The 26,864-nt window shown below is 65.9% G+C and carries 29 protein-coding genes; 19 read left to right on the top strand and 10 right to left on the bottom strand.

Annotated elements, in window-relative coordinates:
- Window positions 1–138: 138 nt before the first annotated feature.
- Window positions 139–1,146: a LacI family DNA-binding transcriptional regulator gene (locus tag PU724_RS20280; protein ID WP_189556470.1), complete on the top strand. Its 1,008-nt coding sequence runs from the start codon at window positions 139–141 to the stop codon at window positions 1,144–1,146.
- A gap of 7 nt (window positions 1,147–1,153) precedes the next feature.
- On the opposite strand, the gene PU724_RS20285 is transcribed toward PU724_RS20280, so the two are convergent.
- Both PU724_RS20285 and PU724_RS20290 read right to left on the bottom strand, forming a co-directional pair.
- Window positions 1,154–2,161 carry an aldo/keto reductase gene (locus tag PU724_RS20285; RefSeq protein WP_292174025.1) on the bottom strand — a complete coding sequence of 336 codons (1,008 nt, stop codon included), beginning with the start codon at window positions 2,159–2,161 and terminating at the stop codon, window positions 1,154–1,156.
- A gap of 73 nt (window positions 2,162–2,234) precedes the next feature.
- Window positions 2,235–2,732: a GNAT family N-acetyltransferase gene (locus PU724_RS20290; protein WP_354423550.1), complete on the bottom strand. Its 498-nt coding sequence runs from the start codon at window positions 2,730–2,732 to the stop codon at window positions 2,235–2,237.
- A 303-nt stretch (window positions 2,733–3,035) separates the two neighbouring features.
- Here PU724_RS20290 and PU724_RS20295 point away from each other — a divergent pair, with 303 nt between their 5' ends.
- The 7 genes from PU724_RS20295 (at window position 3,036) to PU724_RS20325 (ending at window position 11,478) form a co-directional block, all read left to right on the top strand.
- Window positions 3,036–3,260, top strand: a complete 225-nt coding sequence (locus tag PU724_RS20295; RefSeq protein ID WP_127286561.1) for a hypothetical protein — start codon at window positions 3,036–3,038, stop codon at window positions 3,258–3,260.
- Between the two features lie 238 nt (window positions 3,261–3,498).
- Entirely contained in the window at window positions 3,499–5,997 is a 2,499-nt protein-coding gene (gene ligD / locus PU724_RS20300; RefSeq protein WP_354423548.1) for a DNA ligase D, read from the top strand.
- A 268-nt stretch (window positions 5,998–6,265) separates the two neighbouring features.
- The gene (gene ku, locus PU724_RS20305; RefSeq protein ID WP_127394150.1) at window positions 6,266–7,177 is read left to right on the top strand and encodes a non-homologous end joining protein Ku; all 912 of its coding nucleotides are present in this window, start codon (window positions 6,266–6,268) and stop codon (window positions 7,175–7,177) included.
- On the top strand, window positions 7,174–8,292 hold the full coding sequence (locus PU724_RS20310) for a tetratricopeptide repeat protein (RefSeq protein WP_354423546.1): 1,119 nt from the start codon (window positions 7,174–7,176) through the stop codon (window positions 8,290–8,292). The genes ku and PU724_RS20310 overlap by 4 nt, the downstream gene beginning before the upstream one ends.
- Window positions 8,293–8,499: 207 nt before the next feature.
- Complete coding sequence (locus PU724_RS20315) at window positions 8,500–9,138, top strand: alpha/beta hydrolase family protein (RefSeq protein WP_354423545.1); 639 nt, start codon at window positions 8,500–8,502, stop codon at window positions 9,136–9,138.
- Window positions 9,139–9,432: 294 nt separating this feature from the next.
- Window positions 9,433–10,206, top strand: coding sequence for an exodeoxyribonuclease III (locus PU724_RS20320; protein WP_354423543.1), 774 nt, complete (start codon window positions 9,433–9,435; stop codon window positions 10,204–10,206).
- Window positions 10,207–10,296: 90 nt separating this feature from the next.
- Entirely contained in the window at window positions 10,297–11,478 is a 1,182-nt protein-coding gene (locus PU724_RS20325) for a hypothetical protein (protein WP_354423541.1), read from the top strand.
- A gap of 77 nt (window positions 11,479–11,555) precedes the next feature.
- Here the strand turns inward: PU724_RS20325 and PU724_RS20330 are convergent, their stop codons facing one another.
- The 4 genes from PU724_RS20330 to PU724_RS20345 form a co-directional block, all read right to left on the bottom strand.
- Entirely contained in the window at window positions 11,556–11,648 is a 93-nt protein-coding gene (locus tag PU724_RS20330; RefSeq protein WP_127286950.1) for a putative RiPP precursor, read from the bottom strand.
- Window positions 11,649–11,715: 67 nt separating this feature from the next.
- Window positions 11,716–11,817 (bottom strand): putative RiPP precursor, encoded by a 102-nt coding sequence (locus PU724_RS20335; protein ID WP_354423539.1) that lies wholly within the window; start codon window positions 11,815–11,817, stop codon window positions 11,716–11,718.
- Between the two features lie 97 nt (window positions 11,818–11,914).
- Window positions 11,915–12,010, bottom strand: coding sequence for a putative RiPP precursor (locus tag PU724_RS20340; protein ID WP_292173628.1), 96 nt, complete (start codon window positions 12,008–12,010; stop codon window positions 11,915–11,917).
- Window positions 12,011–12,088: 78 nt separating this feature from the next.
- Entirely contained in the window at window positions 12,089–12,184 is a 96-nt protein-coding gene (locus PU724_RS20345; RefSeq protein WP_187331514.1) for a putative RiPP precursor, read from the bottom strand.
- 345 nt (window positions 12,185–12,529) lie between these two features.
- Here PU724_RS20345 and PU724_RS20350 point away from each other — a divergent pair, with 345 nt between their 5' ends.
- The 6 genes from PU724_RS20350 to PU724_RS20375 all read left to right on the top strand — a co-directional run bounded on the left by PU724_RS20350 (window position 12,530) and on the right by PU724_RS20375 (window position 19,825).
- Complete coding sequence (locus PU724_RS20350) at window positions 12,530–14,122, top strand: WD40 repeat domain-containing protein (RefSeq protein WP_354423536.1); 1,593 nt, start codon at window positions 12,530–12,532, stop codon at window positions 14,120–14,122.
- Between the two features lie 311 nt (window positions 14,123–14,433).
- Entirely contained in the window at window positions 14,434–16,440 is a 2,007-nt protein-coding gene (locus PU724_RS20355; protein WP_354423534.1) for an amidase, read from the top strand.
- 278 nt (window positions 16,441–16,718) lie between these two features.
- Window positions 16,719–17,261 carry an isochorismatase family protein gene (locus PU724_RS20360; RefSeq protein ID WP_292106226.1) on the top strand — a complete coding sequence of 181 codons (543 nt, stop codon included), beginning with the start codon at window positions 16,719–16,721 and terminating at the stop codon, window positions 17,259–17,261.
- A gap of 58 nt (window positions 17,262–17,319) precedes the next feature.
- Window positions 17,320–17,808 (top strand): GFA family protein, encoded by a 489-nt coding sequence (locus tag PU724_RS20365; RefSeq protein WP_354423532.1) that lies wholly within the window; start codon window positions 17,320–17,322, stop codon window positions 17,806–17,808.
- Window positions 17,809–18,311: 503 nt separating this feature from the next.
- Window positions 18,312–19,502, top strand: coding sequence for an amidohydrolase family protein (locus PU724_RS20370; protein WP_320254322.1), 1,191 nt, complete (start codon window positions 18,312–18,314; stop codon window positions 19,500–19,502).
- 167 nt (window positions 19,503–19,669) lie between these two features.
- A complete protein-coding gene (locus PU724_RS20375; RefSeq protein WP_354423530.1) occupies window positions 19,670–19,825 on the top strand; it encodes a DUF1127 domain-containing protein in 156 nt (51 codons plus the stop codon).
- A 98-nt stretch (window positions 19,826–19,923) separates the two neighbouring features.
- Here PU724_RS20375 and PU724_RS20380 read toward each other — a convergent pair whose 3' ends face one another.
- The gene (locus PU724_RS20380; protein WP_354423528.1) at window positions 19,924–20,220 is read right to left on the bottom strand and encodes a putative quinol monooxygenase; all 297 of its coding nucleotides are present in this window, start codon (window positions 20,218–20,220) and stop codon (window positions 19,924–19,926) included.
- 22 nt (window positions 20,221–20,242) lie between these two features.
- Window positions 20,243–20,557 carry a GYD domain-containing protein gene (locus PU724_RS20385; RefSeq protein ID WP_127286276.1) on the bottom strand — a complete coding sequence of 105 codons (315 nt, stop codon included), beginning with the start codon at window positions 20,555–20,557 and terminating at the stop codon, window positions 20,243–20,245.
- Between the two features lie 434 nt (window positions 20,558–20,991).
- Here PU724_RS20385 and PU724_RS20390 point away from each other — a divergent pair, with 434 nt between their 5' ends.
- Together PU724_RS20390 and PU724_RS20395 are read left to right on the top strand one after the other, a co-directional pair.
- Window positions 20,992–22,188 carry an aminotransferase-like domain-containing protein gene (locus PU724_RS20390; RefSeq protein ID WP_189379645.1) on the top strand — a complete coding sequence of 399 codons (1,197 nt, stop codon included), beginning with the start codon at window positions 20,992–20,994 and terminating at the stop codon, window positions 22,186–22,188.
- 122 nt (window positions 22,189–22,310) lie between these two features.
- Window positions 22,311–22,514, top strand: coding sequence for a hypothetical protein (locus tag PU724_RS20395; RefSeq protein ID WP_354423526.1), 204 nt, complete (start codon window positions 22,311–22,313; stop codon window positions 22,512–22,514).
- A gap of 94 nt (window positions 22,515–22,608) precedes the next feature.
- Here PU724_RS20395 and yghU read toward each other — a convergent pair whose 3' ends face one another.
- Window positions 22,609–23,481: a glutathione-dependent disulfide-bond oxidoreductase gene (gene yghU / locus PU724_RS20400; protein ID WP_354423524.1), complete on the bottom strand. Its 873-nt coding sequence runs from the start codon at window positions 23,479–23,481 to the stop codon at window positions 22,609–22,611.
- Window positions 23,482–23,707: 226 nt separating this feature from the next.
- Here yghU and PU724_RS20405 point away from each other — a divergent pair, with 226 nt between their 5' ends.
- Window positions 23,708–24,610 carry a S1C family serine protease gene (locus PU724_RS20405; protein ID WP_127286280.1) on the top strand — a complete coding sequence of 301 codons (903 nt, stop codon included), beginning with the start codon at window positions 23,708–23,710 and terminating at the stop codon, window positions 24,608–24,610.
- Between the two features lie 227 nt (window positions 24,611–24,837).
- The gene (locus PU724_RS20410) at window positions 24,838–25,434 is read left to right on the top strand and encodes a YdeI/OmpD-associated family protein (RefSeq protein ID WP_354423522.1); all 597 of its coding nucleotides are present in this window, start codon (window positions 24,838–24,840) and stop codon (window positions 25,432–25,434) included.
- Between the two features lie 134 nt (window positions 25,435–25,568).
- Here the strand turns inward: PU724_RS20410 and PU724_RS20415 are convergent, their stop codons facing one another.
- Window positions 25,569–25,889, bottom strand: coding sequence for a hypothetical protein (locus PU724_RS20415; protein WP_354423520.1), 321 nt, complete (start codon window positions 25,887–25,889; stop codon window positions 25,569–25,571).
- Between the two features lie 268 nt (window positions 25,890–26,157).
- On the opposite strand from PU724_RS20415, the gene PU724_RS20420 reads away from it, so the two are divergent.
- Complete coding sequence (locus PU724_RS20420; RefSeq protein WP_354423518.1) at window positions 26,158–26,862, top strand: SDR family NAD(P)-dependent oxidoreductase; 705 nt, start codon at window positions 26,158–26,160, stop codon at window positions 26,860–26,862.
- Window positions 26,863–26,864 lie beyond the last annotated feature (2 nt).

Below are 26,864 nucleotides of genomic sequence, written 5' to 3' on the forward strand. Positions count from 1 at the left end.
GCGCGGCCACTCCCATCGACTCGTAAACTGGCCTGGCGCGGTCGAAGCGTTGCAGCTTTGCGCGAGATGGTGACTCACGTAGAGAGTGACGGGAAGGGTCGAACAGGGGGCCTGTGAATGGCAAAGACGATCAGGACGATGGAGGATTTCTCGGACTTCGTCGGCTTGTCTCGCACGACCGTCTCCAAATATTTCAACGATCCCAACTCGGTCAGGAAGAACACGCGCAGCGCCATCGAGGCGGCGCTGAAGAAATCCGATTTCCGGCCGAGCATGTTCGCGGTCAACCTCAATCGCCGCCGCAGCAACATCCTCGGCGTCATCATCCCGAATTCGACCGACCCGTTCTACATGGCGCTGACGCGCCGCATCGAGCTGATCGCCAACGAGGCCGGCTTCCTGGCCTTCGTGCTGTCCTCCGACGGGCGCGCCGAGATGGAAGACCAGGCGATCCAGACGTTCCGCTCGATGAACATCGCCGGCGCCATCATCGCGCCGCTCGGCGTGCAGTCGCACCACCGCATCCTGGCCGAGCTCGGCGCCTCGATCCCGCTGATCTATGTCGACTCGCCGCTCGACCAGACCTCCTCCTTCGTCGGCACCGACAACCGGCAGAGTTTCAGGCTGATCGTCGACTACCTCTGCCGGTCCGGCGAGCCGCCCTGCTACTTCGCCATGCCGCTGGTCAACAACAACGCCTCCGCCAGGCAGGAGGCCTATGTCGAGGCCATGCACCAGTTCAAGATGACGCCGCGCATCGTGCCGGTCGCGGACGCCCGCTCGTGGGATTTCGAGAAGTTCGGCTATGACGAGGCGACGCGCATCCTGAAGGCCGGCGGTTTCCCGACCAAAACGGTGCTGTGCGCCAACGACCGCGTCGCCTTCGGCGTACTCGGCGCCGCCTTTCAGCTCGGCCTCAAGGTGGGACATGGCGCTGATTGCGACCTGCGGGTCGCCGGGCACGACGACCACCCGCTGTCGCGCTACGCCTGCCCGCCGATCACGACGGTGGCGCAGAACTACAACGAGATTGGCCGTCTCGCCATCGAACTGCTGCTCGAGCGGCTGGACGAAAAATCCTCGGCCAAGCGCGGCGACGCCCGCATCCTGCTCAACGCCGAGCTGATGCTGCGCAGTTCGGCGTGAAGGTGGGCTACCGATCCACCATCGACATCGTTCGCTCGTTGTAGCGCGGTCCGGAAATCCTGTCGGGAGTCAGCGCCATATCGAGCAGCAGCATCTCGGTGGCGTCGAGCCCGATGTCGGCGGCGGCGACATTCTCCTCCAGGTATGTCCGGCGCTTGGTGCCGGGGATCGGCACGAGGTCGATGCCGAACTCCGGGCCCTTGGCGAGCAGCCAGGCAATCGCGATTTGGCCAGGCTTCACGCCCCTGGCGGCGGCCACGTCGCGCACCGCGCTGGCGGCCGCGACATTGGCGTCGAAATTCTCGCCCTGGTAGCGCGGGTCGCCGCGCCGGAAATCGCCCTCCGGATAGTCTTCGGCGCGCTTGACGTCGCCGGCGAGGAAGCCGCGTCCGAGCGGCGCGAACGGCACCAGGCCGATACCGAGGTCCTTCAGCAGCGGAATGATCTCGGGCTCGAGATTGCGCTCCCACAGCGAATATTCGCTCTGCAGCGCCGAAACCGGATGCGCCGCATTGGCGCGGCGGATGTTGGCGATGCCAGCCTCCGACAGGCCGAAGAAGCGCACCTTGCCCTCGGCCACCAGCTCGCCGACCGTGCCCGCAACATCCTCCATCGGCACGCCGGGGTCGACGCGGTGCTGGTAGAGGAGGTCGATATGGTCGGTGTCGAGCCGCTTCAGCGACGCCTCCACCACCTCGCGAATGTGCTCGGGCCGGCTGTCGCGACCGGTGCCGTCCTGCTTGCCGTCCACGATGCGAAACCCGAACTTGGTGGCGATGATGACCTTATCGCGCCGGCCCTTCAGCGCGCGGCCGAGCAGCTCCTCGTTGATGAACGGCCCGTAGACCTCGGCCGTGTCGAGGAAGGTGCAGCCGAGCTCGATCGCCCTGTGCAGCGTCGCGATCGATTCCGCCTCGTCGGCCGGTCCGTAGGACTGGCTCATGCCCATGCAGCCGAGGCCGACCGCCGAGACGACGAGCCCCTGGTTGCCGAGTTTCTGCTTGCCCAGGCTCATCGTCTTGCTCCGGTCGAATTTGCAACCTGGCTAAACTATAGGGTCCGAAGGCGAGGCGTCCAGCGGCAGGGCCTCAGGCCCGTGGCAGCAGCCGGCGCATGATCAGCGAGGCGTGACCGCCGACGCCGTGGGCCGCCGGCCTGCGCTCGACCGCCTCGAAGCCGTGCTTTTGGTAGAAGGCAATCGCCCGGTCGTTACCCTCGATCACTTCCAGCGCGATGCTGGGAATTCCCGCATGGGCGGCCAGCACGGCGTGCAGCAGATCGGTCGCCAGACCGGTGCCGAACTCGTTCGGTTCGATGTGCAGCCGGTCGAGCATGACGTCGCCGCCATCGTCCATCGCCGCCATCGCATAACCGGCGATCGAGCCGTTGGGCCGCTCGGCGACGAAGGACATCTTGTCGTTATCCTCGAGTTCTACCGCCAACTTCTGCGGCGCGTGCTTGTCGTCGGAGAGCCGCGCCGTGGTGTCGGGGCCCATGATCGGCGAATAGGTCCGCCGCCAGGACTGGCCGAGCAGCCGCGACACCTCGGCGAGGTCGTTTTTCGTCATCGCCCGGATGTGGGTCATGTTCCTCTCCTCGTTCAGCCCAAGAAGATATAGCGGCGGGCCGGCCAGAGCCAGTCTCCCCCCTTGAGGGGGAGATGTCGCCGAAGGCGACAGAGGGGGTCGCCGCGCGTGAAGCGCCGACGCCTCTGTGCGACGAAGACAGGGGGGAGATCTATGTTAGACGACCCCCTCTGGCCTGCCGGCCATCTCCCCCTCGAGGGGGGAGATCAGCGCCTCATCGCACCCGCCAAATTGACTCCCCCGCCGCTCTCCGCCATCCTTATAGCCAGCCGCCGCTCCTAGGCTGCATAGATGTGTGAGCCCATGGCCAGTTCCGTCGCCAGAGAAAACTCCCGCCGCGCCGCGGTGAAGAAGGCGCTCGACCGCCACAAGGTCTATGTCACCGCGCAAAGCTTCTCCGGTGGCACATACAGCGCGCGCGTGCTGGTCGACGGCGAGGCCTATTGGGTCGATGAGTTCCGGCTGAGCCAGCTCAGGCAAGGGCTGACCCCGGCTGAGCTCGAGCTCACGCCGGCCGCCGACGATTGAGTTTTCACGGATGATCATGGCAAGGCTGGCGGGACAGCACCCCCCTCTGGCCTGCCGGCCATCTCCCCCTCAAGGGGGGAGATCGGATGTCGCCGCCGCTTTCGCCAATCGCCGACGTTGGAAGGGGAGCACCGGCGCTCGAACTGCCAATCTCCCCCCAAGTGGGGGAGATGGCCGGCAGGCCAGAGGGGGGCGCGAAGGAACGCGGCTTTTGTCTTTGGCGGCTTCTACCTAACTCATGCCCTCCAACCTCAAACCCTACCGCGCCAAGCGCGAATTCAGCCGCACGCCGGAGCCGGTGGGCGGGGCTGTCTTCGATGCGGGCAACCGCTTCGTCGTCCACAAGCACCATGCCACCGCCGACCATTACGATCTGCGCCTCGAGGTCGGCGGCGTGCTGAAGAGCTGGGCGGTGCCGCGCGGGCCCTCGCTCAACCCGGCCGACAAGCGCCTCGCCGTCGAGACCGAGGACCATCCGCTCGAATACATCGACTTCGAGGGCGTCATCCCCGAGGGCGAATATGGCGGCGGGCCGATGATCATCTGGGACACCGGCACCTGGGCGCCGATGGAGGATGTCGAGAAGTCGCTTCGCACCGGCGCCTTCAAGTTCCGCCTGGCCGGCGAGAAGCTGAACGGCGGCTGGATGCTGACCAGGCTGAAGCCAAAACCCGGCGAGGACGAAGCGAAGAAGAACTGGCTCTTGTTCAAGGAGCGCGACCTCGCCTCCGATACCAAGCTTGACATCCTCGAAGCGCGGCCGGAAAGCGTGAAGTCCGGCCGCCGCATCGAGGAACTGACGGCGCCGCCGAGGAAGGCCGAGCGTTTGCCGCCGAAAGCCGGCTCGCTGAAGCCCGGCGCGCTGCCCGGCGCCGTCAAGGCCGCACCGCCTTCCCGCATCGAGCCGCAGCTCGCCACCCAGGTGCCGAAGCCGCCTGGCGGCGAGGGGCCGGCGGAAAACACCAGCGACCTCTGGCTGCACGAAATCAAGTTCGACGGTTACCGCACCATGGCCCATGTCGTGGATGGCGAGGTCAGGCTGATCACCCGCGGCGGCATCGACTGGACGAAGCGCTATGGCGACCTGCCGCAAGCCTTCGCCAGGCTGCCGGTCAGGCAGGCAATCATCGACGGCGAGATCATGGTTCTCGATGAGAAGGGCATTTCCCGTTTCGCGCTGCTGCAGGACGCGCTCTCGGCCGGCGCCGGCAGCAAATTGCATTTCTACGCCTTCGACCTCCTCCACCTCGACGGCTGGGACCTGCGCAAGGCGCCGCTGCGGAAGCGTAAGGCGCTGCTTGTCGAACTGCTCGCCGGCCAGGCCGCCAACGCCGCCATCCAGTTCAGCGACCATGTCGAGGGCGACGGGCAGGGTCTCTACGAACAGGCCTCGGATCTTGGGCTGGAAGGCGTCGTCTCCAAGCGCGCCGACGCCATCTACCAGAGTGGCCGCACCAAGAGCTGGACCAAGGTGAAGGCGCAAAAGACGGATGATTTCGTCATCGCCGGCTATACCGTGTCCGACCGGGCGGAAGGTCTGGCGGCGCTGGGCATGGCCGAGTTCGAAAACGGCGAATTGCACTATCGCGGCAAGGTCGGCACCGGCTTCGACCGCGACATGGCGACCGACCTGCTGGCCCGGCTGGAGCGGCTGACCGCCGGCGCCACGCCGCCCGAGGGCGCGCCGCGCGAGATCATGCGCGAGATGCATTGGGTGAAGCCGCTGCTGTCGGCCCGCATCCGCTATTCCAACCGCACCGCCGACAATGCGATCCGCCACGGCGTCTTTCGCGGATTGCGCGATGTCGGCGGGCTGACGACGCCGGCGCCGGTCAAGCGCAAGCGGCTGATCGCCGAATCCGACCTCGCCACCATCTGGGTCACCAATCCGGAGCGCCGGCTGTTCGGCAAGACCGGGCCGACCAAGCTCGACATTGCCGTCTACTACGCGCTGGTCGGCGATTTCATGCTGCCGCACATCATCGGCCGCCCGGTGTCGCTGGTGCGCTGCCCGACCGGAAAGCCGCAGGACTGCTTCTTCCAGCGTCATGCCTTCACCGGCATGCCGCCCTCGGTCGTGACCTTCGGGGCCACCAACTCCGAAGGCGAGACCAAGTCCTATCTCTCGGTCGAAGGGGCAAAGGGCTATCTGGCGCTGGCCCAGTTCGGCGTGGTGGAGTTCCACACCTGGGGCACGCATCGCACCAGCCTCGACAGGCCTGACCAGATCGTTTTCGACCTCGATCCGGGCGAGGGGATCACCTGGCGCGAGGTGGTCGAGGCCGCCGTCCACATCAAGGGCGGCCTGGAGGCGCTGGGGCTGGTGCCGTTCGCGAAAACCTCCGGCGGCAAGGGCATCCACATCACAGTGCCGGTGACCAGAAAGCAGAACTGGAAGAAGCTGCACCAGGCCTCGAGCGCCATCTCGACCTATCTGGCGGCAAGCGCGCCCGACACCTTCACCACCACCATGGGCAAGGACAACCGCAAGCGCCGCATCTTCATCGACTTCCACCGCAACGCCCGCGGCCACACTTCCGCTGCGCCTTATTCGCTGCGCGCCCGCACCAACCTGCCGGCCTCGACCCCGGTAAGCTGGGCGGATCTCGAGACGATCGATGCGCCGGAGGATTTGAACTACGCCTCGCTGCCGGGGCTCTTGGAGACGTCGGGCGATCCCTGGGCGGAGATCGACGAGGCGGCAAGGGACTTGCCGGTGATGGACAAGGCGGGATAGACGACGAGCGTCGCGTTCCTTCGCGCCCCCTCTCAGTTCCATCTCCATCGACGCTTCCTACAATTTGAATTATCCTCCCCGCCCAGCCCCGAAAACACTTCGCTAGGGATTTGCCGTTATCGTGAGGGGTCGGTGTAGGATTTCCACGGCGCCAACCGTCCTTGAGCGGGAGCGCTGCAGCGAGCATGGTCCCAAAAAGTGGGAACCGGTTTTTGGACAAGACCATGCTCCAAGATAAAGTCAGTGCATGGCCGCGTAGGAGTTCATCATGGCGCCCAGGGCAAGTTGGAAAGGTTACCTCAAGCTCAGCCTCGTCAGCTGTCCGGTCCGGCTCTATCCGGCCACCAGCGCGAGCGAACGCATTGCGTTCAACCAACTGCATAAGAAGACCCACAACCGCATCAACATGAAGCCGGTCGATCCCGAGCTCGGGCTGGTCGAGCGCTCGGATCTGGTCAAGGGTTACGAATACGAGGACAAGCAATACATCATCATCGATGATGCCGACCTCGATGCGGTCAGGATCGAGTCCAACCACACGATGAACATCGAGGCCTTCGTCGACGAAGGCGAGGTCGACGTCATCTATCAGGACTCGCCCTATTACCTGGCCCCCGACGGCGCCATGGCCGAGGAGACCTTTGCCGTGCTTCGCGAAGCGATGCGCCAATCCGGCAAGCTGGCGATCGCGCGCCTGGTGCTGTCCAGCCGCGAGCGCGTGGTTACGATCGGCGCGCGCGAGAACGGCATGTTCGTCTGCACCTTGAGGAATCCAAACGAAGTGCGCGGCACGGCTGAATATTTCGGCAACATCCCGGCCGGCAAGCCGGACCCCGAAATGCTGCAACTGGCCGAGGCACTGATCAAGCAGAAGGAAACCACCTTCGATCCCAAGAACTACGAGGATCGCTATGAGGTGGCGCTGATGGCGATGATCCGCGAGAAGCTGAAGGGCCACAAGCCTATCATCGCGGCCGCGCCCGAGCGCGGCAACGTCATCAACCTGATGGATGCGCTGAAGGCGAGCCTGTCGCAGTCCGCCAAGCCGCCGGCCAAGTCGAAGAGCAAGGCCGAGGAGGCGCCGGCAAAACCCGCTGCCAAGAAGGCCGCCGCCGGCGGTGCGCCTGAAAACCCGCTGAAGGCGAACCTGTTGAAGGCCGTCGGCAAGAGCAAGAAGTGACGGCAGGGCTGGTCATCGTTCCCGGCGCCGTCTTCGGCGCCGTCGGCGCGCTGGCCGCCTTTCCGCTCCGGCTCGCCGCGCGTGAGGTCGAGCGCCGCCATGCCGAGCTGAGGCGCGGCGTCACGCGGCGCACGACGCATGTCGTCTTTGGCCGCACGCTGCTGGCAAAAGCCGCCACCAGCAGGACAGGCGATGCCGAGATCGTGCGCCGAACGAATGCGGAGCGCGAAGCCGGCCGCGCGCTGATCAGCGAGAACGGGTTCCTGCGCCTGCTCGGCCTGATGAAGGCGCCGGAAGCCTCGTCGCTGTCCAGGCAGTCGCTCATCGACCAGTCGCGGCTTGCCGGCGACGATCTCGACATGCTGTCGCTGTTCGACGCCTTCGAGCACGACGGCGAGCCCTATTCCTTCCGCGATCTGATCCTGGCCCGCAAATATGCCGGGCTGATCGCCAGCGGCGCCACCTGGGGCGCCATCGCGCGCTCCGTCCACCGCTCCGGCCCGGTCGCCTCGCTCACCGCCAAGTCGCTCAATGTCGGGTCGCAGCATGGTCGTCCCGATGCGATCTATCTCGACGAGGGTATGAGCGAACTCGACGGCCAGCTGCTGTTCGATCTGGGCAGTCCTGAAGACGATACGCTGGAGGAACTCTTCGCCGAGGCGGAGACCGCGGAGGAGGAGGAGCGCCATGATGACGCGGCCACACTCTATCAGCGCTGCCTGGCGATCGACCCCAGCGATGCCATCGCCGCCTTCAACCGCGCCAACTGCCTGCGCGGCGCCAGCCGCGTGGCGGAAGCCGCGCACGACTATGCGCGGGCGATCAAGCTAGATCCCGGCTTCGTCGAGGCCTGGTTTAACCTCGCCGGCCTGATGAGCGACGAGGGCAAGGTGGCCTCGGCCCGCCGCCATCTTCAGAAGGCGATCACGCTCGACAAGGCTTATGCCGACCCGGTGTTCAATTTGGCGCGGTTGGAGTTCGACGCGAGGAATTTTCCCGAAGCCCGCCGGCTTTGGGCGCGCTATCTGGAATTGGATACCGACTCCGAATGGGCGAGGCTGGCGCGGAAGGGCATACAGTTCGTGGATCTGCACATGGCGCGGACAGCGGGGTGAGATGTTTGCACTTGAGCACCCCCCTCTGGCCTGCCGGCCATCTCCCCCGCAAGGGGGGAGATTAGGCGCTCGGCCGCTTTCGCCAATCCCCGACGCTGCAAGAAGGGGCCAGGCGCCCGAGCTGCTGATCTCCCCCCTTGCGGGGGAGATGCCCGGCAGGGCAGAGGGGGGTGGGACGGAGTACGACCTTTCCAGAAGGGCCGCCCCATGACCCACTTCCTCTTCGACGGCTTCGACACCGCTTCCGTCACCATCCTGCTCGCCCACGGCGCCGGCGCCGCGATGGATTCGCCCTCGATGACCGCCACCGCCAAGGCTCTGGCCACAGCCGGTTTTCAGGTCGCGCGCTTCGAGTTCCACTACATGGCCGCCCGCCGCTACGGCCATCGCAAGCCGCCGCCGCGCGCCGAGACGGTGAATCCTGAATACATCAAGGCGATCGCCGACCTGCGCGCCAAGGGTGTTACGGGCAAGCTTATCATCGGCGGCAAGTCGATGGGCGGGCGCGTCGCCTCCATGGTCGCCGACGAGATGTTTGCGAAAGGCGAGATCGCCGGGCTGGTCTGCCTCGGCTATCCGTTCCATCCGCCGGCCAAGCCCGGGCAGCTGAGGACAAAACATCTCCTCGGCCTCAAGACCCCGACGCTGATCTTCCAGGGCACGCGCGACGAGTTCGGCACAAAGGACGAGGTGGCGACCTACGGTCTCTCCGACGCAATCGAGATGATCTGGCTGGAGGATGGCGACCACGATCTGAAGCCGCGCAAGGCGATCTCGGGTTTTTCGACCGCGGATCATTTGAGGACGAGGGCGGAGAGGGTGAAGGCTTGGGCAGAGGGGCTTTAGGGCGGTCGCTTCGACCCTGACTGGACATTCTTTGGTGTCTGCGCTGCCCCTCATCTGGCTGCCGCCATCTTCTCCCCGTGAACGGGGAGAAGGGCGCTGTCGCCTCCGGTTTCGCCAATCGCCAGCGTTGCAGGAAACGCGCCGGCGTCACGGCCAGCCACCCTCTCCCCGTTCACGGGGAGAAGGTGCCGGCAGGCGGATGAGGGGCAGCGCCAACGCTGAAGGGCTAGCTCCAATGCTCCTCGTAAGGCGGCCACTTGCCGCGCATGCCGGCTTCTTGTTCTGATGACCCAAATGAAACTCGCCACCTTCAACATCAACAACATCAACAGCCGGCTGGAAAACCTGCTGGCATGGCTCGCCAAAGCAAAGCCCGATGTAGTCTGCCTGCAGGAACTCAAGGCGCGCGACATACAGTTTCCGCAGACCAGGCTCGCCAAGGCCGGCTACGGCGCAGTGTGGAAGGGCGAGCCGACCTGGAACGGCGTCGCCATTCTGGCAAAGGGCGCAGAACCCGTGCTGACGCGCGACGCGCTGCCCGGCGACGAGGACGATCGCCAGGCGCGCTACATCGAGGCGGCGGTCGACGGCGTCGTTGTTGGCTGCCTCTACGCGCCGAACGGCAACCCGCAACCGGGGCCGAAATTCGACTACAAGCTCGCCTGGCACGAGCGCTTCGCCGCGCATGCGGGTCAGTTGCTCGATACCGGTCTGCCGGTCGCGCTCGCCGGCGACTACAACATCGTGCCAGAGCCGCGCGACATCTACCCGACCCGCTCCTATGACGACAACGCGCTGGTGCAGCCTCAAAGCCGCGCCGCTTTCGCCGCGCTGATCGAGCAGGGCTGGACCGACGGGCTGCGCAAGGCCTTCCCGAAGCAGACGCTCTACACATTCTGGGATTACCGCCGCAACCGCTGGCCCCGCGACGCCGGCTTGCGGCTCGACCACATCCTGCTGTCGAAGAAGCTCGCCCGCAAGCTGAAGGCGGCCGGCATAGACCGGGATGTGCGCGGGCAGGACGACGCCAGCGATCATGCGCCGGTGTGGGTGGAGGTGGAGAACTGACCTCGCGGCCGCCGCGATCCTTCGCGCCCCCCTGTGCAGCCACCACATCGCAAGCTAGGGTGCCGCAATCATCCCCGCCGAGGCTCCTACTTGCCCAGCCTGACCGTCGTCATCTCCTGTATCCTTCTCGCTGCCGCAGCGTTGCTTGCCTTTCTCGTCTGGCAGGCGCGTGAGCGCCGGCGGATGCGGCGCCGGGCCGATCCCAGTCGTGACTACGCGGTGCGCTCGACCTGGCAAGCCACCGGCGGCAAGCTCAACTTCTCCTCTTATGTCTACATGGATGTCGATGGCGACGGGGTCTATGGCCTCGCCGACCGGCCGATGGCCGGCATCATGGTGCGGCTTTACGACGAGCGCGGCGGCTTCATCGCCGCGGCGCGAACAAACCCCGCCGGCTTCGCCAATTTCCCGATGTCGTCCAGGCGCCGCCGGGCCAGGATCCGCACGCCTGGCACCTACCGCTTCTCGGTCTCGGTGCCGCCCGGCTGGCGTGCCAGCAGCGCCAACGAGAACCAGTCGATACGCCTGCGGGAGGCGCCCGGCTCCGTGGCTGGCCTCGTCGGAGAGGACTTGCCGAAACCGGTCGGCCTTGCGCCCGGGCGGTTCCTGAACGGCAGGGTCCCGGCCGCCATAGAGGCGACGCTATCGGTGATGGCCAAAGGCCAGGTCCTTGGAAGCCGAACGCTTGTTCCCGGCGCAGGCTTCCGCTTCGCGCTTGCCGGCGAGGCTGATGCGATTGTGGTGACGGGCGGCGGTCTCGACCGGCAGCTAGCGCTGTCAGCCTATCCGACCGATCTTGGCCTGCTCACGCCCACCGCCATCGCGCCTGGTGCGGCACTCAGCACCATCGGCTTCGACGACATCACCACGCGCGGCCTGCGCAAGGTTCCCATGGGCCATGCCGGGCTTTCCTGGCGCAATATCAACGCCATGGCGAGCGACAACACCAAGAACAGCGAGGGCTACGTCAACGGCAATGTCTCGGGCGATTACATCGCCTATACGAGCAGCGGCCATCAGGCGGAATTCGGCCGGCAACAGCCCTTCGGCCTGCATTCGATGATGCTGACCGCAGCCTGGCTGGCGTCGGAGGGGGAGACGGCGCTGGTCGAAAGCTGGCTGGGCGACGCGTTGATCGCCAGCGACGAGATCACGCTGTCGGCGCTGACACCGTGCCACTACGCGCCGATGCTCAAGGCCGTAACGCGTGTTCGTCTGTCGACGAAACACCATTGGCAGCTTGTGGTGGATGACCTGGTGCTGGTTCTCTAGGGAGCAATTCCAGGAAAAGTGCGTAGCGGTTTTCCGTCCGGGATTGCGTCAAACAATCTTTAGAGGCCGGCGAGGGATCAGATCAGGTTGTTCGAACCCGCGCCATTGGCGGTGATCGCCGAAAGCCTGTCCTTCTTGACGAGCACGGGCTTCACATAGGTTTTCTTCATGCTCTAATCCTCGAAATGTGCTTGGGCGGATAGTGTCAGCGTATGATTTGGCGCACTCATGCCGGGATCAGCCTGCCGGCCCTATCGGGCCGGAGCCGCCATTGCCCGCCGTCACCGCCGACAGCCTGTCCTTCTTGACCAGCATCGGCTTCTCATAGGTCTTCTTCATGCCCACACTCTCCAATATCCGGAGCCACCTCTCGAAAGGCCGACAGTGCTCGCCTTCCGGCGAACACTATCGCAAGCGTGTGTTCTGGCTGCTTGGATCAGCCCGGAAGCACGACGGAGCCGCCGTTGCCCGCCGTCACTGCCGAAAGCCGGTCCTTCTTGACCAGCATCGGCTTCTCATAGGTCTTCTTCATTTCATGGCCTCCGACATTCCAACTGCATAATGTCAAATTGGGCCACGCCACGATGCTCGAGGCGCTAGCCGGCTGAAATCATTGGGGGATGGGGGTGGAACCGCCGTTGCCCGCCGTCACCGCCGAAAGCCTGTCCTTTTTGAGCAGGACCGGCTTCTCATAGGTTTTCTTCATGTCAACTCTCCACAATATCCCGAGTGGATAATGTCAGTCTTTGGCCCTCTGTCAACCTTACGGGCCGGAGTTGCTGTCTATTATTGGGGAATTTGACAGTTCTGCTGTCGTTGGCGACGTTGTGTTGCAGGAAAGTCGCTCCGCGCATCCAGATAGTCGCTTCGTTGGCGCGAAGGTCTCCCTCAGCGCTCATGCATTGCTTTCCCGCAAGCAGAGGCGCGGGTCGACGAATCGGGATTTATTCCTTCTCGTGTGATTTCCGACACTTAGCCTGCGCGGAAAGCTGGGCTAGGATGTCGACATGGTCTTCTCCATGCGCTGGAGAGGGTGGCCGGGGGGCATCATATGAACAGATCGACGGACAGGTTGCTCTCGCTTCCCTTGCTGGCGGCGGCCATCGCCTGCGTCATGCATGCCTGGCCGTTTCTGGCCACCGGAGCCGAGAGCCTCGCGCATCCGCTGGCCGATTCCGCCTCGATGCGGCTCACCGGCTTCCTGGTGGCGGCGCTCGCTCTGGTGGTCGGCGCGTTGCTGTTCCTCGCCGGCCTTCTGCCGGGACGGCCGGCGCATCAGGCCGGAGCACCACTGTTCGGCCGTGCGGCGGAGGTGCAGGAACTCGGCCGGCCGCATCTCAGGCGCTTCTTCCAGGTCCTGCCGGCGGTCACTGTGCTGGCGCTGCTCGCCGACCAGCCTTGGCGGGGCGGCGAGGCGGCGAACGAACCGAAGGGCGGACAGGATGTCGTCAGCGCGCCGCCGGCCCTCGCAACGCCGCCGGCGGAACTGGTTCTAGCGCCGGCGCCACCGGACCTGGCGGCAAAGACGCCGCCTGCGGCTGAGCCAGCGCCGGCAAGTCCGGCCGTGCCGGCTTCGCCGCCTGCCGCGCCTGCCGAGGCGCCGAAGACCGTGCTGGCGCCTCCCGCCGCGCCACCCGAGGCTCCTTCGCCACCGCAACTGGCACCGCCACCCGCGACGGCCTCACCGCCCGAGACCGTCGCTCCGCTGCCGCCCGCGCCGCCGCCGCTGCCGACCCAGGCTGAGGGCCACCGCGACGCCGTCGTCTGGCTGGCGGTCTCGCAAGACGGGCGCGAGGTGATGAGCGCCAGCACCGACCGCATGATCAAGCTCTGGGACATCGACGGCAAGCGACTGATCCGCAATCTGGGTGAGCACAAGGACATGGCGCGCACGGCGCTGTTCATGCCTGACGGCAAGACGGCGCTGACCGCCGGCGACGACGGCGAGATCGTGCTGCGGAACCTCGCCGACGGCGCCGTGCTGCACGTCTTTTCCGCCGGCCAGAACGGCGGCGTCAGGAACCTGGCGATCAGCCCCGACGGCAAGCTGGCCGTCAGCGGCCACGACACTGGCGCCGTCATCGTCTGGGATCTCGAAAAGGGCGCCGTGCTGCACGTGCTGCCCGGCCATGACTGGTCGGTGAGCTCGGTCGCCGTCTCGCCCGACGGCACGAAAGCCCTGTCGGGCAGCATCGATGGCGAGCTGAAACTCTGGGACATCGTTTCGGGCACGCAGCTGCGCAGCTGGCACGGGCACGAGCAGGGCGCCTATGGCGCCGTCTTCACCGCTGACGGGCACCATGCGATCACCGGCAGCGGCGACTACACGATCAAGCTCTGGGACCTCGACAGCTTCAGGGAAGTGCGCCGCTTCGAAGGCCATTCCGGCACCGTCTATGAGATCGCACTGTCCGCCGACGGCAAGCGGCTGGCATCGGTCTCGCTCGACGGCACGGCGCGGATCTGGGACATGGACACCGGCAATCAGATCGCCGAGTTCGACCCCGGCACCGGCCCGATCTATGCGGTCTCCTTCGCCGCCGACGGCACACTGCTGACCGGCGGCTACGACCGCACCATCCGCGACTGGCCGGCAGCCGGCGGGGAGGGGGTGGTGCTGTTTGCGGGGGCGCCGCAGGAGTGAGGGGGTGCTTGAGCCGGAGATTGGCGAAAGCCCGCGGGACGGCCGATCTCCCCCCTCGTGGGGGAGATGCCCGGCAGGGCAGAGGGGGGCGTCAAGGAATGCCGGCCTTTGGGTTAAGCCTGATATCTGAAGGTCGCGAGCACTAATTATCCGGTAGGCTGGCGGGACAGCGCCCCCCTCTGGCCTGCCGGCCATTTCCCCCTCTCGGGGGGAGATCAGCAGCTCCGCCGTCGTGCCCCTCGTTTGGGCCGTGACACACGCAGCGCCTGATGCGAAGACTTCTCTCAGCTTGCTGCATCCACGGGACAATCATGCTCCACCTCGTCGAAGCCTCGATCGCCGACCTGCGCCGCGCGCTGGAGGAAGGGACCGTCACCAGTGTCGAACTGGTCGGCGCCTACTTGCGGCGCATCGCGCATTACGATCGCCATGGCATCGCGCTCAACGCCGTGCCGGTGCTCAATCCCGACATGTTCGCGGAGGCGGAGGCTTCCGACCGGCGGCGGCGTGAGGGCAAGACACTCGGGCCGCTCGACGGCATCCCCTACACTGCCAAGGACAGCTACAAGGTAGCGGGTCTGACGGTCGCCGCCGGCTCGCCTGCCTTCGAGCATCTCGTCGCCAATGAGGACGCCTTCACCATAGCGCGCCTGCGCGCCGGTGGCGCCGTGCTGGTCGGGCTCACCAACATGCCGCCGATGGCCAATGGCGGCATGCAGCGCGGCGTCTATGGCCGCGCTGAAAGCCCCTACAACAAGAACTATCTCACCGCCGCATTCGGCTCAGGCTCCTCTAACGGCTCCGGCACCGCCACGGCTGCCAGCTTCGCCGCCTTCGGGCTCGGCGAGGAAACCTGGTCGTCCGGCCGCGCGCCGGCCTCCAACAACGCGCTGGTCGCCTACACGCCGTCGCGCGGCGTCATCTCCGTCAGGGGCAACTGGCCGCTGGTGCCGACCATGGACGTGGTGGTGCCGCACACGCGCTCCGTCGCCGACATGCTGGAACTGCTCGACGTGATCGTCGCCGACGATGCCGAGGCGAGGGGAGATTTCTGGCGGGTGCAGCCCTGGGTGCCGATTCCGAAAGCCTCGGCGCTGAGGCCGGCGAGCTACGCCGGGCTTCCCCTGGCGGGAGCGCTCAAGGGCAAGCGGCTCGGCGTGCCCAAAATGTATATCGGCCGCGACGCGCAAGCGGCGAAGCCGATCGAGACGCGCGCCTCGGTGCTCGACCTCTGGCGGCAGGCGGCGGCGGATCTCGAAGCACTCGGCGCCGAGGTGGTCGAGGTCGACTTCCCCGTCGTCTCCAACTACGAGCGCGACCGCCCCGGCGCGAAGACTATGGTCGAGCACGGGCTGGTCCCGCAGGATTTCGCCGAGCGCGAGATCTGGGACCTATGCATCTGGTCCTGGGACGATTTCCTGCGCGCCAACGCCGATCCGGCGATTCCCGATCTCGCTTCGGTCGATGGCGCAAAAATCTTCCCGCAGCCGCCGGGCGCGCTGCCCGACCGCTACGGCGACGACGGCTTCGACCTCGCCGACTATGTCGAGCGGGCGAAGCAGGGCGTGACGCCGTTCGAGCGCATCCCGACAATGCAGGCCGGCCTCGAGGGGCTGGAGCAAACGCGTCGCCTCGATTTCGAGGACTGGCTGGACGCCAACAGCCTCGACGCCGTGGTGCTGCCTGCCGCCGCCGATGTCGGCCCGGCCGATGCCGACGTCAACGAAGCCTCCGCCGCGCTGGCCTGGCGCAACGGCACCTGGGTCGCCAACGGCAATCTGGTGTGGCGGCATCTCGGCATCCCGACGGTTACCGTGCCGATGGGCACGATGGCCGATATCGGCATGCCGGTCGGGCTGACCTTCGCCGGCAAGGCCTATAAGGATGTGGCGCTGCTCTCGATGGCCGGCGACTACGAGCGCGCCACGAGGCGCCGCACCACCCCGCCGCGTACGCCGGCGTTGGCGGAGGATGTGTTTGCGGGTGGCGGGGTCATTCCAGCACGGCCCGGCGACACGCCACTCGCCATCACGCTCACCGCCGAGACCATTCCTGCCGGCGACAGCGACGAGATCGTCGTCACGCTGGATGCCGGCGCTGCCGATGGGGCAAACGTCAAGGTTCACGTCAACGGCGAGCCGATGGCGATGCGGCGGGACGGCAATCGCTACACCGGCCGCGTGTCCGTGCCCGCCGCCACGCATCAGGGCTTCCACAGCGTCTGGCGCGGCGCTTATGGGTCGATCGTCACGGCCGTGGTGCGGCTGCCGGATGGGCGCAGCGCTGGCTCCTATTCTGTGGCGGGCGGGATCGGGTGAGGGGTTGAAGCTGCCAATCTCCCCCCTTGTGGGGGAGATGGCCGGCAGGCCAGAGGGGGGCGCTGTCCCGCCGACTTCTCAGCTAATCTTACCGCGCACGATTAGGCTTCTGAGGAACAAGCGCTCGAAGGCTGCGATCTTTCGCGCCCCCCTCTGCCCTGCCGGGCATCTCCCCCACAAGGGGGGAGATCATTTGTCATCGCCGCTTTCGCCAATCTCCGCCTTCGGGTGAAGCATCCATCCTTGACCCACCCTCCACCCACGCTATCTTCCCGCCCATGCCAGAATCCAGCCTTGCTCCGCTCATTGTCATCGATCTCCAGACCGGTATGTTCGACGGCCGCGTCGAGCCGCCGATCCATGACGCGGAGGGCATTGTCGCCCGTGCCCGCGCGGTGATCGACTGGGCGCGAGAATCCGGCCGCAAGGTCGCCTTCATCCGCCATGACGGCCCGCAAGGCGATCCGCTGGCGCCGGGCGCGAGCGGCTGGCCGGTATGGCCGGGGCTCGGCCAGGCCGATGACGAGCCGACCTTCGGCAAGCGTGTCGGCGATGCCTTCTCCAACGAGGCGCTTGGTGAGTGGGTGGCCGGCCAGGGCGCCGGCGCTGTCATCCTGCTCGGCGCCCAGAGCGACTTCTGCGTCGCGGCGACCCTGAAGGGCGCTATGGCGCGAGGTCTCGGCGTCACCGTGGTGTCCGACGCGCACTCGACGCTGGATACGCCTGCCGAGAGCGCCGCAGCGATCATCGCCCGCCACAACGCGGCTTTCGAAGAGGCCGGCGCGAAGCTGGCGACGGCGGCGACGCTGAGCGGACGCTGAACCCTCTCCCGGAAGGGAGAAGGCAGGCGCCCTTCAACCAACCCGGGGAGACCCCACCATGCCAAGCCTCAACCTGCCCGCCCAAGGCGGATGCCGCTGCGGCCGCGTTCGGCTGCGGATCACCGCGCCGCCGCTGTTGACCATGGCCTGCCATTGCACCGGCTGCCAGCGCATGTCGGCCAGCGCCTATTCGCTGAGTGCGGCGATCCCGAGCGAAGCCTTCGCGGTCACCGAAGGCGAGCCGGTCATCGGCGGACTGCACGGCGCATCGCGCCATTATTTCTGCCCGCATTGCATGAGTTGGATGTTCACCCGGCCGGAGGGGCTCGATTGGTTCGTCAACCTGCGCCCGACCATGCTCGACGATCCAGGCTGGTTCACGCCCTTTGTCGAGACCTGGACCAGCGAGAGACTGCCCTTTGCGGCGACGCCCGCCGTGCACAGCTACGCGGCGTTGCCGGCCATGGAGGAATACGGCGCGCTGATGGCTGAGTTTGCCCAAGCCCTTGCGAAGGGGGCTTTTGCAGCGGGTGGCTCCGCCGGCTGAGCGCATTGTTGGCGCCTTAACCGGCGGAGCGGGGGGCTGCCACCACTCAATCTCGTCGATGCTGCCCTTGGCATTTTTCGAACAGCAGCATTTTCGAATTGGATAATATTGCGGAACGTCCAGCGGACATTCCGTGAACCAATCGAAACCAAAACCCTCCACGACCGCGCCATGCCAATGGCGCGGGGCCGTTTTGAAGAGAGCCGGCCGTGGTCGACGGGGCCGCGGGGGCGCATGTTGGGGTGCTTTCGGGCCCGCGTCGACCAGGGCGGCTCGTACCGCCGCGAAAACACCATCGCATATCGGCAACGAAGCGGAACTTCCGCGATAGCGGAATATGCCGGCGGGATTGTGCGGATTCGGGCCTGGAAGTTGCCACCCTGGCGCGAAAATGGCGATCGCCGGTTGCGTCATCGGCAAGAAACAGTTTCTCGGCCGGCTCGCATTGACCTTGGCCGGCCGAGCGGCGACGACTGGCGCAGCAACCAGACCGGACGGCGCCCTTGACCGAACAGACGATTTTCCGCAAAGCCAGGCTGGCCGATGGCTCGCTGGTCGACCTCCATGTTATGGACGGGCGCTTCAACGCCATCACGCCCGCCTCAGCGGCCGGCCTGTCGGCGGGCACGGATCTCGGCGGCCAGCTCGTGCTGCCGGGCTTCGTCGAGGGGCATATCCATCTCGACACCTCCTTCTACGGCGATGCCTGGCGACCGCACATTCCCTGCACCAACGGCTTCGACGTGCGCGAGCGCGTTGCCTTCCAGGCGCGCAACCTCAGCGCGGCCGCACCGATGGCAGAGCGCGCGAAAAACCAGCTCGAGCTGTGCATCGGCCACGGCAGCCTCGCCATGCGCAGTCACGTCATGGTCGACGGTTCGGTCGGCTTGAAGCATCTCGAAGTGATCCTCGCCATATGCGAGAAATATCGCGAGCTGATCGACATCCAGCTCGTCGCCTTCCCGCAGAGCGGCATTCTGTCGTCGCCCGGCACGCCGGAGTTCTTGGACGAAGCTCTAAGGCTCGGCTGCGACCTCGTCGGCGGGCTCGACCCGGCGAGCTTCGACCGCGATGTGAAGGCCCATCTCGACGTGGTGTTCGGCCTCGCCGGAAAGCATGGCGTCGGCGTCGACATCCATCTGCACGATGGCGGCACGCTCGGCCTGTTCCAGATCGAGGAGATCGCGGCGCGGACCACGGCATTGGGCATGGGCGGCAACGTCGCCGTCAGCCACGCCTACGCGCTGGGCGACATCCCGGCCGACGCGCTGGCCAGGGCCGGCGACATGCTCGCCGCCTCAGGCGTCGCCATCATGACCAACGCGCCCGGCAACCACGCCTTCCCGCCGGTGGCGGCACTGCGCAAGGCCGGTGTCACCGTCTTCAGCGGCTCCGACAACATCCGCGATTCCTGGTGGCCCTATGGCGATGGCGACATGCTGAACCGCGCCAGCATGATCGGCTACCGCTCCGGCTTCTACGAGGATTGGGAGCTGGAAGCCGCCTATGACGTGGTGAGTTATGCCGGCGCGAAGGCGCTTGGGCTCGAAGGCTACGGCATCGAAGTCGGCGCCAGAGCAGATTTCGTGGTGCTCAAAGCCGAACATGTGCCGGAGGCGGTGGTGGCGGTGCCAGGGGAGCGTACGGTGTACCGGGCGGGCAGGGTGGTGGCGAAAGATGGGGCGGTGTTGTAGGCCGCGCGTGCTCCAAATCAATTTGTATGCAAATGTTTCGCGCTGGCCTGTTTTGTGAAGTCTTTCACCGTTCTCGTGCAATCGATCGGATACACACGCGGCGCAAAACCGGTGCGGCGTGAGAGGGCAGCATCGCTCTTTGCGCCGCAGCGATACGGAGGATATCGATGTTCAAGACCCTTCGCAGGCTTGGAGCTGCTCTCAAGCGAGCCTCCAGGCACAAAGAAACAATGCGTGAATTGAACGAATTGCCGCCTGAGACCCAGAAGGATATCGGCTGGACGGAATCGGTTCAGCCCCACGAAATACGGCTGCCGTTCTAGGAGGCCGGCGCGCGGCGATCGACATGCCGCCGCGCGTCCAGCCGAACGGCGACGGCCGAGCGCCCGGCGGCCCGGCCATCGCAGATTGGCGACGCGCCCTAGTTTATTTCCGCGACGACCGTCCCCGACACCGGGTCGGTCACGCCGAGATCGCCGCCGAGGTCTTCAAGCATATCGCGAAACGTGTCGAGGACGCCGATCATCGACGGGCGCGCCGCCGCGAGGCTGTCCATGTCGTCCCATTCGCCGACCATGCAGAACGTGCGCTCGCCGGTCTTGATCAGGGCGCCCTTGCGAAAACCCTTGGCCGTCAGCGAGATGTTCTCATGTGCGTCGACGAAGGCCTTTTCTTTGCCAGGCTTGGTGCGAAAGCGGACGACGTTGTAGGCGGTCATGGCTTGCTCCGATCGGTTGCGGTCAGCCGGCTGGCTTGTAGGCGCCGGCAGCCTTGTTGGCGGCCGCGAGCACGGCCTTCATGTCGAGTTCTTCGAGGATGACAAAGTCGCTCAACGAGCCGCTCGCCCGCACGGCAAGGGCGATGCCCATCCCGGCAGCCTGGTCCGGCACCTCACCATTGACGACGACGTCATAGGCGCCGCGCGTGAACATCAAGCCAGTCATCTTGCCGCCGACGCTTTCAAAAAGCGCCTTGACTGCAGCTTGCCGGTCCGAGCCCTGCATCAGTCCTTTGGCGGCGTGGGATGCATAATTTGCCAACACGGTGACCTTCATGGGTATCTCCTCCAACTATCATTGTCCCGGGTTGCTGGATTGTTTGAGCAGCACCCGAGTTGCTTGTCCTTTCACTGACATTTGACGTGGCCTCGACCGCCCGGCAGCCATGCCGACGGCAGCTTGCAACCGGAGCGTCGCTTCGGCCTTCAGCAATATGCGCCTATTCTAATATGACGACAATCCCGCCCAAGGCGCGGTTGCATCGACGGGCATGAAGCGCAACAACTTTCCATGCATCGTCGCTGAGATGCTTTTTTCTTCTTGGGCCACGCGGAACGCCCTTATGCCTATTCCAACCGGCGAGGGAGCCTGATAATAGGTCAGCTACATTGACCTAAATGCGCATGATCGCGGAAACCGGGAATCCGGATTTGCACAAGATCATGCCCGAGCAAGAATGACTATCCACTGGGAGGTGGGCCTTGACCCTGATGAACCTGTTGGCGTCGCGCGCTTCGCGCATGAAGGCGTCGGAAATCCGCGAGCTGCTGAAACTGCTCGACCAGCCAGACATCATCTCCTTTGCCGGCGGCATTCCGGATCCGGCGCTGTTTCCGGCCGACGCCATTAGCGATGCCTATGCCTCGGTGCTCGGCGGCCCGGAGGCTGGCGCGGCGCTGCAGTACCAGGTGAGCGAGGGCTACCTGCCGCTCAGGAAATGGCTGGCGGGCCAGATGGGCAAGCTCGGCGTCGCCTGCGATGAGCACAACATCTTCATCACCTCCGGCTCGCAGCAGGCGCTGGATTATCTCGGCAAGCTGTTTCTTTCGCCGGGCGACACCGCACTCGTCACCTGGCCGACCTATCTCGGCGCGCTGCAGGCCTTCAACGCCTATGAGCCGCGCTACGACCGGTTGACCCCAGATGGCGGCAACATGACGCCCGCCGCCTACCACGCAGCGGCAGCCGCCGCCGGCGGCAAGGTGAAGTTTGCCTACCTGGTGCCGGACTTCGCCAACCCGACCGGCGAGACGCTCAGCCTGAAACAGCGCGAAGCGGTGCTCGACCTCGCCGGCGAACTCGACATCGCCGTCATCGAGGACGCCGCCTACCGCGCGCTGCGCTATGACGGCGAAGGCGTGCCGCCGATCCTGGCGCTGGACTGCCAGCGCTCGGGCGGCATCGACAATGCCCGCACGCTCTATTGCGGTTCGTTCTCGAAGATCCTCTCGCCGGGCATGCGCGTCGGCTGGGTCTGCGCGCCGCGCCGCGTGGTGGAGCGCCTGGTGCTGATGAAGCAGGCCTCCGACCTGCACAGCCCCTCGATCAACCAGGTGGCCATGCATCGCGCCGCCGAGGCGATCTTCGACCAGCAGGTCGACAAGCTGATCGGCGCCTATCGCGCACGCCGCGACGGCCTGCTCGGCGCGCTGGAGGCCCACATGCCCGAGGGCGTTACGTGGAGCCGGCCGGATGGCGGCATGTTCGTCTGGGTCACCTTGCCCGAGGGCAGCGACGCCACGGCGCTGCTTGCCCGCGCCGTCAAGGAAGCGCGCGTCGCCTTCGTGCCGGGCAATGCGTTCCATGCCGACGGCACCGGCCGCAACACGCTCAGGCTGAGCTTCACGCTCGCCGACAGCCGCGCCGTGGGCGAGGGCATTCCGCGGCTGGCGAAGCTGCTGGGGTAGCGGGGCAGCGACACCGGAACCTGCAGGGGCGTCCTGGCGTTTCATTCGCAGCGGGCTCTGAACCCAAGGAGAGCAGGGATGACTGTGATCCTCGTTGGTGCGCTGTCGCCGGCGTTGTCTACATGGCGGGCGCGGCGCTCGGGCGCGGGCGGCTCAGCGAGCCGACGCCGCTCGGCACAGCCACCGACCGGTCGGCGTCAAGATTGGCCGCGCCGACACTCGAGCCGCGGCGGCGCGGACTCGGTTTCCTCGGTCTGTCGCGGAACTGGCCGGGCCTGCTGATGGCGGGCGTCGGCGCCATGCTGCTGCTGTCGGCGATGCTTTAAGGCGTCTCAGCGTTTCAGGGAAACGCTGAGACTGAACACACTTCCTGGAATTGCTGGGCCAAACTCCAATCCCCGGAGATTGGCTCCTCATGCCTCAGCTTGCCTTGGCCAGAAGCTTGTCCTGCGTCTTCGTCTCGAAGTCGCTGGCGTCGTGGCGCTCGTGCAACTGGAAGGCCGGGTCGCCGGAGAGGCGGTTGACCATGCGGCCACGCTTCACCGCCGGCCTCGCGTCGATGGCGTCGGCCCAGCGCTGCACATGCTCATACTCATGCACCGACAGGAACTGGTGGGCATCGTTGTAGCTGCGGCCCTTGGCCAGGCCGCCATACCACGGCCACACCGCCATGTCGGCGATCGTATAGTCCGGCCCGGCGAGGTATTCGCTCTCCGCCAGCCTGCGGTCGAGCACGTCCATCTGCCGCTTGGTCTCCATGGCGAAGCGGTCGATCGCATATTCGATCTTCTCGGGCGCATAGGCGTAGAAATGGCCGAAGCCGCCGCCGAGATAGGGGGCAGACCCCATCTGCCAGAACAGCCAGGAGAAGGTTTCGGCCCGCGCCGCCGGATCCTTCGGCAGGAATTCGCCGAACTTTTCCGCCAGATAGGTCAGGATCGCGCCGGATTCGAAGACGCGGATCGGCTTCTCGCCGCTACGGTCCATCAGCGCCGGGATCTTGGAATTGGGATTGACGTCGACGAAGCCTGAGCCGAACTGGTCGCCTTCGTTGATGCGGATCAGCCAGGCATCGTATTCGGCACCCTTGTGGCCGCGCGCCAGAAGCTCCTCAAGCATAATCGTCACCTTCTGGCCGTTGGGCGTGGCCAGCGAATAGAGCTGCAACGGATGTTTGCCGACAGGCAGTTCCTTCTCATGCGTCGGGCCGGCGATCGGCCGGTTGATGCTGGCGAAGGTGCCGCCATTGGGCTTGCTCCAGGTCCAGACTTTCGGCGGTGTGTATTGGTTCATCTTGAGGCCTTATCGGTTTGGCGGGGCGCGGGTTGATCGGTCGGTTCGAGCTAAACTTAGGTGCGACCGAGCGCGCGTCAAATAGGGAAGTCCAAAATTTGTTGAACTATTGTCGAGGCGCAGCCATTTCCGTTCTCACCCGCAAGGCGAAGGGGAGAGCAACAACCCTTGCGCCTCCCCCCATCCGCCATACCTATAGAGGAAACGATCTTGCCAGGATGAACCGATGACCATCGACCAGATTTCACGCTCCGTCGTGGCCGTCCGCGCCACGGTTCCCGACGACGCCTTCACCGCCAACACGCTAGGCACGCGCCGCGAGGGCAGTGGCGTCGTCATCCGCGACGACGGGCTGGTGCTGACCATCGGCTATCTCATTACCGAAGCCGAGGAAGTCTGGCTGACCGACCAGGACGGCCGCGTCGTGCCCGCGCATGCGCTGGCCTACGACCAGGAATCGGGTTTCGGCCTGGTCCAGGCGCTGTCGCCGCTCGGCCTGCCGGCGGTGGCGTTGGGCGACGCCCACAAAGCCAAGGTCGGCGACGCCGTGACGCTCGTCGACGGTATCGGCCAGAGCGTGCGCTCTCATATCGTCACCAAGCAGGAATTCGCCGGCTACTGGGAATATCTGCTCGACGAGGCGATCTTCATCGCGCCCGCCCATCCCTCATGGGGCGGCGCGGCGCTGTTCGGCAAGGACGGCAACCTGCTGGGGGTCGGCTCGCTGCGCCTGCAGATGAGCCGCGCCGGCGAAGTCGCCGACATCAACATGATTGTGCCGATCAACCTTCTGCCGCCGATCCTCGACGACCTGCTGACGCGCGGCCAGGTGGTCAAGCCGCCGCGCCCGTGGCTCGGCGCCTTCTCGGCCGAGTCGAACGGCGTCGTGGTGGTGATGAGCGTCACCGAAGGCGGCCCCGCCGCCAAGGCCGGCCTGCGCCAGGGCGACATCATCTCCGACGTCAGGGACGGCGAGGTCGACGGCCTTGCCGATTTCTACCGCAAGCTCTGGCAAAACCCTGCCGGCTCCGAAATCCCGCTGCGCGTGGTGCGCGACGGTCGCGAGACCTGGCTCCGCGTGAAATCCGCCGACCGCAACAGCTTTCTCAGGAAGCCGCATCTGCAGTGAGGTTGAAGCTGCCGATCTCCCCCCTTGTGGGGGGAGATGCCCGGCAGGGCAGAGGGGGGCGCGAAGGATCGCAGCCTTTGATCTATTCTCTACCGAGAATCATGAACGAAGCCGAGATGTAACTCGCTGATAGGCTGGCGGGACAGCGCCCCCCTCTGGCCTGCCGGGCATCTCCCCCACAAGGGGGAGATCGGCAGTTTCGGCGCTGCGCAACGAGGACCCGTCTGATGCCGCCTGTAAAAGTCGATCCCGGCAAGGTGCATGAATTCGCCGATGCCGAGCGCTTCCGTGCCTGGCTCGCCCGTCACCACGCCAGCGAGACCGAGGTCTGGATCAAGATCCACAAGGTCGGTTCCGGCCTGCCCTCGATCACGCCGAAAGAGGCCATCGACGTCGTGCTGTGCTTCGGCTGGATCGACGCGGTGCGCAAGAGCCTGGACGACAAGAGCTACCTGCAGCGCTACACGCCGCGCGGCAACAAGAGCACCTGGAGCAGGATCAACGTCGACAATGTCGCCCGCCTGGTCGAGGCGGGTCGCATGACCGAACATGGGCTGAGGCAAGTCGAGGCGGCCAAGTCCGACGGCCGCTGGGCGCGCGCCTATTCGGCCAAGGAAATGACCATCCCGCCCGATCTGCAGGCCGCCATCGACGCCGAGCCGAAGGCGAAGGCGATGCTGGCCGGGCTCAACGCCCAGAACCGCTTCGCGCTCACCTTCCGCACCCACAACATGAAGACCGAGGCCGGCCGCAGGAAGAAAATCGCCGACCTCGTCGAGATGCTGAAGCGCGGCGAGACGATCCATCCGCAGGGCAAGAAATAGCTCGGCCGGCGCAGCCGGGCATCAACGGAAAACGCCGCCTCGGGTGGGAGGCGGCGTTTCCGGGGTGGGATGGTCCAGGGGGATCGGGACCATCCGGCCATGAAAAAGCAATCCCGGTGGGAGGAGATCGGGACTTAGGCCGCCTTCTTGGCGACGTGCTTCTTCACATGGTGCTTCTTCACGTGATGCTTCTTGACGTGATGCTTGCGGTGCTTCTTCAGGTGATGCTTGCGGGCGTGATGCTTGTGATGCTTCTTGTGCTTCTTGTGATGGGTGGCCTTGGCGACGGGCTTCGCCGTCTCGGTGGTCGCGGCCGGAGCAGCAGTGGTCGTGGTGGTGGTCGTCGTCGCGGCAGGGGTGGTGGTGCCCGCGTTGGCGGCGCTGGTGCCGAGCGCCGGCACCGCGAAAGCGAGCGCGACGGCCAGGCCGAGAACGGAGAGAAGGGTCTTTTTCATAATCGGCATTTCCTTTTCGAAGATCGATATGTCGCTGGCCGCACCCGGCTGCTCCGGGAATGGTTATGCCACCCGGTTTTTTCGCGAGTTTTTCCCAACTGTTGAATCTTGTTTCTGGACTGTTTCCGCCGGGCGGGGCCACCGCTGGCGCCAGATGTTTGCGGCAGTCCAGGCGGCACTGGCGCAACGAACGAAATCTTTTCTCTAATCAACTGGGCGCGGCAGTTGGAATGTCGCATTCTGGTTGTGAGGACGTTGAGGGAACAACATGACCGGTACGACAGCACACTCCGGCAAGGTCGCCCTCGTCACCGGCGGCAATCGCCATATCGCGTTGGAAACCGGCCGCCGGCTCGCGGCGCTCGGCTTCACTGTGCTCGTCGGCGTGCGCGACCTCGCCAAGAGCGGGGCGGTGGCGAAGAAGCTCGCGGGCAATGTCGAGGCGATCGCGCTGGACCTTGCCGCGCTTGATGGACCGGCCCTTGCCGCGGCCGAAGTGGAGCGCCGTTTCGGTCGGCTCGACGTGCTCGTCAACAACGGCGCCATCCACTACGACCTGTCCGCTCGGGCCTTGCTGCCCCACCGGACGTTGGGCCGCAAGGCCTTCGAGACCTATGTCGTCGGCGCCTGGCGGGTGGCGTTCGCATTCGGGCCGCTGCTCAGCGCCTCCGGTCATGGCCGGCTGGTCATCGTCTCTCCCGAGGCCGGTTCCTCGGCCTCGACGGACGTCGGCGCGCCGGCCTATTCGACCGGCAGGGCGACGCTCAATGCGCTCACCCGGATCCTGGCGGACGAACTGCGCGGCGCCGGCGTCCTGGTTAACGCGATCAGCTCTGACTGGGTGGCCGACAAGGGCAAGCCCGACGGCCGCCCGGTCGCGCCAGGGGCGGCCGGCATCGTGTGGGCCGCGACATTGCCGGACGACGGCCCGACCGGCGGCCTGTTCCGCGACGGCAAAAGGCTGCCGTGGTGAGT

The sequence above is a fragment of the Mesorhizobium abyssinicae genome (assembly GCF_049887195.1).
Classification (GTDB): domain Bacteria; phylum Pseudomonadota; class Alphaproteobacteria; order Rhizobiales; family Rhizobiaceae; genus Mesorhizobium; species Mesorhizobium abyssinicae.

Coding starts and splice junctions, on each gene's coding strand:
- PU724_RS20315 (WP_354423545.1), top strand. CDS start 8,500: ATGACCCACTTCCTCTTCGACGGCTTCGACACCGCTTCCGTCACCATC.
- PU724_RS20420 (WP_354423518.1), top strand. CDS start 26,158: ATGACCGGTACGACAGCACACTCCGGCAAGGTCGCCCTCGTCACCGGC.
- ligD (WP_354423548.1), top strand. CDS start 3,499: ATGCCCTCCAACCTCAAACCCTACCGCGCCAAGCGCGAATTCAGCCGC.
- PU724_RS20295 (WP_127286561.1), top strand. CDS start 3,036: ATGGCCAGTTCCGTCGCCAGAGAAAACTCCCGCCGCGCCGCGGTGAAG.
- PU724_RS20415 (WP_354423520.1), bottom strand. CDS start 25,889: ATGAAAAAGACCCTTCTCTCCGTTCTCGGCCTGGCCGTCGCGCTCGCT.
- PU724_RS20290 (WP_354423550.1), bottom strand. CDS start 2,732: ATGACCCACATCCGGGCGATGACGAAAAACGACCTCGCCGAGGTGTCG.
- PU724_RS20395 (WP_354423526.1), top strand. CDS start 22,311: ATGGCGGGCGCGGCGCTCGGGCGCGGGCGGCTCAGCGAGCCGACGCCG.
- PU724_RS20375 (WP_354423530.1), top strand. CDS start 19,670: ATGTTCAAGACCCTTCGCAGGCTTGGAGCTGCTCTCAAGCGAGCCTCC.
- PU724_RS20345 (WP_187331514.1), bottom strand. CDS start 12,184: ATGAAGAAAACCTATGAGAAGCCGGTCCTGCTCAAAAAGGACAGGCTT.
- PU724_RS20405 (WP_127286280.1), top strand. CDS start 23,708: ATGACCATCGACCAGATTTCACGCTCCGTCGTGGCCGTCCGCGCCACG.
- PU724_RS20385 (WP_127286276.1), bottom strand. CDS start 20,557: ATGAAGGTCACCGTGTTGGCAAATTATGCATCCCACGCCGCCAAAGGA.
- PU724_RS20380 (WP_354423528.1), bottom strand. CDS start 20,220: ATGACCGCCTACAACGTCGTCCGCTTTCGCACCAAGCCTGGCAAAGAA.
- PU724_RS20390 (WP_189379645.1), top strand. CDS start 20,992: ATGAACCTGTTGGCGTCGCGCGCTTCGCGCATGAAGGCGTCGGAAATC.
- PU724_RS20285 (WP_292174025.1), bottom strand. CDS start 2,161: ATGAGCCTGGGCAAGCAGAAACTCGGCAACCAGGGGCTCGTCGTCTCG.
- PU724_RS20330 (WP_127286950.1), bottom strand. CDS start 11,648: ATGAAGAAAACCTATGTGAAGCCCGTGCTCGTCAAGAAGGACAGGCTT.
- PU724_RS20350 (WP_354423536.1), top strand. CDS start 12,530: ATGAACAGATCGACGGACAGGTTGCTCTCGCTTCCCTTGCTGGCGGCG.
- PU724_RS20410 (WP_354423522.1), top strand. CDS start 24,838: ATGCCGCCTGTAAAAGTCGATCCCGGCAAGGTGCATGAATTCGCCGAT.
- PU724_RS20360 (WP_292106226.1), top strand. CDS start 16,719: ATGCCAGAATCCAGCCTTGCTCCGCTCATTGTCATCGATCTCCAGACC.
- PU724_RS20355 (WP_354423534.1), top strand. CDS start 14,434: ATGCTCCACCTCGTCGAAGCCTCGATCGCCGACCTGCGCCGCGCGCTG.
- PU724_RS20280 (WP_189556470.1), top strand. CDS start 139: ATGGAGGATTTCTCGGACTTCGTCGGCTTGTCTCGCACGACCGTCTCC.
- yghU (WP_354423524.1), bottom strand. CDS start 23,481: ATGAACCAATACACACCGCCGAAAGTCTGGACCTGGAGCAAGCCCAAT.
- PU724_RS20365 (WP_354423532.1), top strand. CDS start 17,320: ATGCCAAGCCTCAACCTGCCCGCCCAAGGCGGATGCCGCTGCGGCCGC.
- PU724_RS20340 (WP_292173628.1), bottom strand. CDS start 12,010: ATGAAGAAGACCTATGAGAAGCCGATGCTGGTCAAGAAGGACCGGCTT.
- ku (WP_127394150.1), top strand. CDS start 6,266: ATGGCGCCCAGGGCAAGTTGGAAAGGTTACCTCAAGCTCAGCCTCGTC.
- PU724_RS20335 (WP_354423539.1), bottom strand. CDS start 11,817: ATGAAGAAGACCTATGAGAAGCCGATGCTGGTCAAGAAGGACAGGCTG.
- PU724_RS20320 (WP_354423543.1), top strand. CDS start 9,433: ATGAAACTCGCCACCTTCAACATCAACAACATCAACAGCCGGCTGGAA.